Raw genomic sequence first — 4,439 nt, forward strand, 5'->3', positions numbered from 1 at the left:
TTCCCGAGTCGCACCGCCCGCGACGCCAGCCCGCCCAGCAGAAGGAATGGTCACACGCAAACACTCGCACAACCAGCAGCCGATATCACGAACCGACACGCAAAGATCTAGCTCTGTAGTACTAGAGCGTAAGCGGCCATCGTCTCGTCGTCGCCGTTCGCGCCCCAGCTAACCGCGAGATCGGTCCAGCGCAATGCCTCGGCGGAGTTCCCCGCCTCCTGCGCCATCCACCCCGTGTACTCGGCAAACCTCGATGCCAGCAGCCAGATTTCGTCGCGCCGGGTGGCCTCGGTATGGGAAGCGGTATCGGTCAGGATCCGCGCGATGGACCGCAGCGAGGCGTCTACGAATCGGGGACCGACGGATCTGCCGATGTCCTTCAGCTCTTCGAGGACCCGTCCGTATCCGGCCACGAGCGAGTCGACCTCGACGGGGCTGCCAGCCGGTGCGCTGCGGCGCGCGGTTTCGGCGAGTTTGATCAGTACGCCGCCGGCGCCGAACGCCGCGTCGCATGCCGCGGCTGCAACGGACGTCGGGTTGCGGCGCCCGCTCTCCAGGTTGCAGATCTGCCCCTCGGAGACACTTGCGCGCCGCGCGAGTTCGCGCACGGTCCATCCCCGCCGTGCTCGGAGCCTCGCCAATTCGACGCCAAAGTCGCCCATACGAGTCAGGATATGGTGTGGCGCGGGTGGGAAACAACGCAGCGGGGCCGTCCGCTATTCAGTTCAGGTCGAATATGCGTCGAATCCTGCCTCCGACCGATACGGTAGGGGCGAACTCTCGTCAGGGCGGCCTGAAAGGGGCGATCATGCCGCGTGTCTTCTTGAGCTTCCGCAAAGCGGACTCGCGGTGGATGCGAAACCGCGTCTACCAAGCCTTGACCGACCGGTTCGGGGCCAGCGAGGTCTTCAAGTCGGGCGGGTCGATCCCGGCGGGTGCCGACTTCGCCGAGGTCCTGCGGCGGCAGGCCGCCGAGTGTGAGCTGATGCTCGTGCTCATCGGGCCGGCGTGGCTCGACGCCCGTGGCGACGATGGGATGCGGCTCATCGATCGGGCCCACGACTGGGTCCGCGTGGAGATCGCGACGGCCCTGAACGCGGGAAACCGCGTCGTCCCCGTCCTCCTGGGCGACGCGACGATGCTTCCCGAGGCATCGGCGTTGCCGTACGAGATCGCGGATCTCGCACGGCTGCAGTTTCTCCGCGTTCCGGAGACTCACCTCGCGGACGAGCTCGACCGACTGTGTGCCGCCATGGCAGCTCTCCTGCCCGATATCGGGCACGGGTCGGTGTCGCCGACGGCCGCCGCGGCGCCTGTCGCTGAACCGACGGTGACCATGACGGCGCGGGTGTCCGGTGGCGGCAGCGCGTACCAGGCGGCGCGCGATCAGACGATCAGACTGACTTAGGGGTGGGCGTTGGAGACTCTCGAAGCAGGCGATCCTCAGCAGATCGGGCCGTATTCACTGATCGGAAAATTGGGCACGGTCAGTGCTGGGAAGATCTTCGCGGGGCGCTCGGTTGATGGGCGGGTTGTCGCGGTTACGGTGGTACAGCCTGAGGCGGCCGCGGCACCGGATTTCCGGGAGAGGTTCCGAGCTGGTGTCGGGGCTGCCCGGGCGGTGTCCGGGGACTTCATCATGCCGGTTGTGGACGCTGACCCGGACGCACCCTCCCCCTGGTCGGCGACCGCGTTCGTTCCGGGATTGCCGCTTCGGCGGGCTGTGGACCGGTACGGCCAACTGTCGGAGTCGGCGCTGCGGCGGCTCGTTGTCGGCCTCGCCGGAGCGCTTACCCGCATCCATGCGGCCGGGCTGATCCACGGCGAGGTAGGGCCGGACTCAGTGCTGCTGGCGGCTGACGGTCCCTACATCGCCGCATTCGGCCTCGCCGGGACCACGGAGGCCGACGGGTCACCCATGGACGACATTCTCGGCCTGGGCGCAACGGTGCTGTTCGCCGCCTCGGGAAGTGAGCCGGAGTGGGAAGGCGCGTCCGAGGATGCGCGGACCCGTATCGCCGAACTGGAAACGGTGACCAGCACCCTGCCGTCGTCGCTGCACGAGGTGATCGGCGGCTGTCTGTACCCGGATCCCTCGACACGACCCACCGCGCAACAACTCATCGACTACCTCAACCGTCAGGGGCAACCGGTCCCCACACGCAACTGGCTGCCATCGGCGCTAACCGCCGACATCGAGGCACTCACCGCAGCAACGCCGTCGAGCACGGTCGGCGGTGGGGTCAGCCGCCGAAGTCTGCTCTTCGGTCTGGCGGGAGGCGCGCTCCTCATCGGTGGCGTGGCCGCAACCGCGGTCTTCTCCTCCAGCGGCTCGCCGGCGACCGGCGGGAAACCTGGCGGATCCACACCGCCGACTTCGCCATCGGGTGTGTCTCCCACACCGTCGTCGACAGGGGCACCGGCCCCGATCGTCCTGGACGCGCCGGACGCGATCAAGGCGTGGACGATCTCCGGGGGCAGCGCTCCACGGTGTCTGGAAGCCTCCGACAAGGTGGTCATGGTCGTTACGGACAAGACCACAGCCTTCATCGACGCCTCGACGGGTAAGACCGCTCTACCGGCTTTGAACACTACGAGCATATTCGGGTCGCAGAACACGTCCCTAATGGCCTACGCGGCCGGGGTCTTCTACTACCTCTGCGACACACCGAATGCTGATAACATGGTGGCCGCGGTCGACGGCACCACCGGGAATGTGAAGTGGGCGACCACTATGGCCCAGGCCGATCCCAGCGGGGCTGCCTACATCGCGCACTATGTGGCGGTCAACGGGAACACCGTGTACGTGTGCGGGACCGTGAACGCCCACTCGTCCTCGACTTCGGATACAACGACCGGTTACATCCGGGCGTTCGACGGCGCGACTGGTAAGGGACTGTGGCGGGTCGAAGGCACGGACATCAACAACGTGCTGGTGCCGCTATCGGGCTCCTACCTGCTGGCGACCTCGAGCACCCCGCACAAAGCGGGCCAGGTCCAGATGATCGACGCCGGCAAGCAGGGTGCCCACAGCTGGAAGATACCCATTCCAAACGCTGCGTATTATTTCGATCCCGGCTGGCCGATGACGTGCTACGCCGCCGGTATGTTCTTTTTCGCCGGCGGCGCTGGCGATACACTCTTCGCCGTCGACGCGGCGACCGGCGCTGAGAAGTGGCATCAGCAATTCGGTGCGAAGAACGGGGACCAAGTCGAACTCGGCACCCCTTTCGCGAGTCTGGACGGCGCGACGGTCTACGTCCCAGTGGGCAGCGATCTCGCGTCCCTCAGCGCCGCCGACGGGACTCCCAAGTGGGTAGCGACGCTCACCGGAGCCACCGAGATAGGCTTGTCCAACATGTTCAACGCCTCCCTCAGGACCGCCGGCATGAGCGCGCAGTGTTCGGCCGACGCCGTATTCGTCACCGACGGGGCAAAAAATCTGTGGGCCATCGACGCGGCCACCGGTAAGGCCCGGTGGAAGTACAACGACCCGGGGCAGCCGGACGTCGGGTTCACGTGGATCGTCGGTGGCGACCGCGTGTTCATCGCCTCAAACCTGACGTTGACCGCGATCTCGGTCCACGGTCAGTAGACGACAGGGGGAGGGGAAGCGTGGACACGACCTCGGACATGGCCTGGGGGCTGGCATCGGCCGCCGCCAAGCGCTTGATTGACCTGCTGGCCACGGACGGCTGGGCCGCGATCAAGGCCTCGGTCCTGTCACTGTGGCGGCATTCGCATCCTGAGCGCGTGGAAGCCGAACTCTCCGAAGCCCGCGGCGAACTGGTGCAGGCCACGCAGGCCGGCGACAGCGTGGAACTCCAAGGGTTGCTGGTCGCCGAGTGGGGGGCGCGTCTTGCCAGGCTGATCGCCGCGCGACCGGACGTCGCCGATGAACTTCGTGCGCTGCTCCTCGATGCGTCGCGTGACGCGGGATCAACGGGGCAGCAGACCACGGCCTCGATGACGCTGGCGGCACAAGTATCCGGCGGTGGCGACGCCTATCTGACGGGCCGGGACATGACCATCACCACGGGCGGGGCCGGGTGACCGAACCGGATGACGGCACGCAATCCAGCGGACAGCCGCTCTGGCAGCCGATAAACCTCGATGGCTCTGCGACGGACGGCGGTAGCGTCTACCAAGCTGGCCGGGACCTGACCATCATCCGCAAGCCCGACGGTCCGCGCCGCACCCGGCCCGGCCCCGATGCCCGCGAAATGCAGTGTCCGTATCCAGGGTTGATGCCGTTCAGAGCGGAGCACAGGGACTGGTTCTACGGCCGGGACCAGATGATCCACACGGTCTTAGCTTGTTGTTTAACCTCGGCGGTTAGTGTGGCGACCCCAGTTGATCATGGAAGCAGCCCTTGGTTGATCATGCTTCTTGCGACGGAAGATGATCCAACCAAGGGCTGCGTGATCAGTGTGCATGAT

General features: G+C 66.4%; 5 protein-coding genes. 4 read left to right on the forward strand and 1 reads right to left on the reverse strand.

From position 1 onward, the window contains the following. Window positions 1-107: 107 nt before the first annotated feature. The gene (locus QMK34_RS46950) at window positions 108-662 is read right to left on the reverse strand and encodes a helix-turn-helix domain-containing protein (protein ID WP_326421513.1); all 555 of its coding nucleotides are present in this window, start codon (window positions 660-662) and stop codon (window positions 108-110) included. Between the two features lie 146 nt (window positions 663-808). On the opposite strand from QMK34_RS46950, the gene QMK34_RS46955 reads away from it, so the two are divergent. The 4 genes from QMK34_RS46955 to QMK34_RS46970 form a co-directional block, all read left to right on the forward strand. Continuing rightward, on the forward strand, window positions 809-1,408 hold the full coding sequence (locus tag QMK34_RS46955) for a toll/interleukin-1 receptor domain-containing protein (RefSeq protein WP_326421514.1): 600 nt from the start codon (window positions 809-811) through the stop codon (window positions 1,406-1,408). A 9-nt stretch (window positions 1,409-1,417) separates the two neighbouring features. Continuing rightward, the gene (locus QMK34_RS46960) at window positions 1,418-3,595 is read left to right on the forward strand and encodes an outer membrane protein assembly factor BamB family protein (protein ID WP_326421516.1); all 2,178 of its coding nucleotides are present in this window, start codon (window positions 1,418-1,420) and stop codon (window positions 3,593-3,595) included. Window positions 3,596-3,615: 20 nt separating this feature from the next. Then, the gene (locus QMK34_RS46965; RefSeq protein ID WP_326421517.1) at window positions 3,616-4,053 is read left to right on the forward strand and encodes a hypothetical protein; all 438 of its coding nucleotides are present in this window, start codon (window positions 3,616-3,618) and stop codon (window positions 4,051-4,053) included. Continuing rightward, on the forward strand, window positions 4,050-4,439 hold a 390-nt coding region (locus QMK34_RS46970; RefSeq protein ID WP_326421519.1), incomplete at its 3' end, for a hypothetical protein. The genes QMK34_RS46965 and QMK34_RS46970, both read left to right, overlap by 4 nt.

This window comes from Amycolatopsis sp. H20-H5, from assembly GCF_035828755.1.
GTDB lineage: Bacteria > Actinomycetota > Actinomycetes > Mycobacteriales > Pseudonocardiaceae > Amycolatopsis.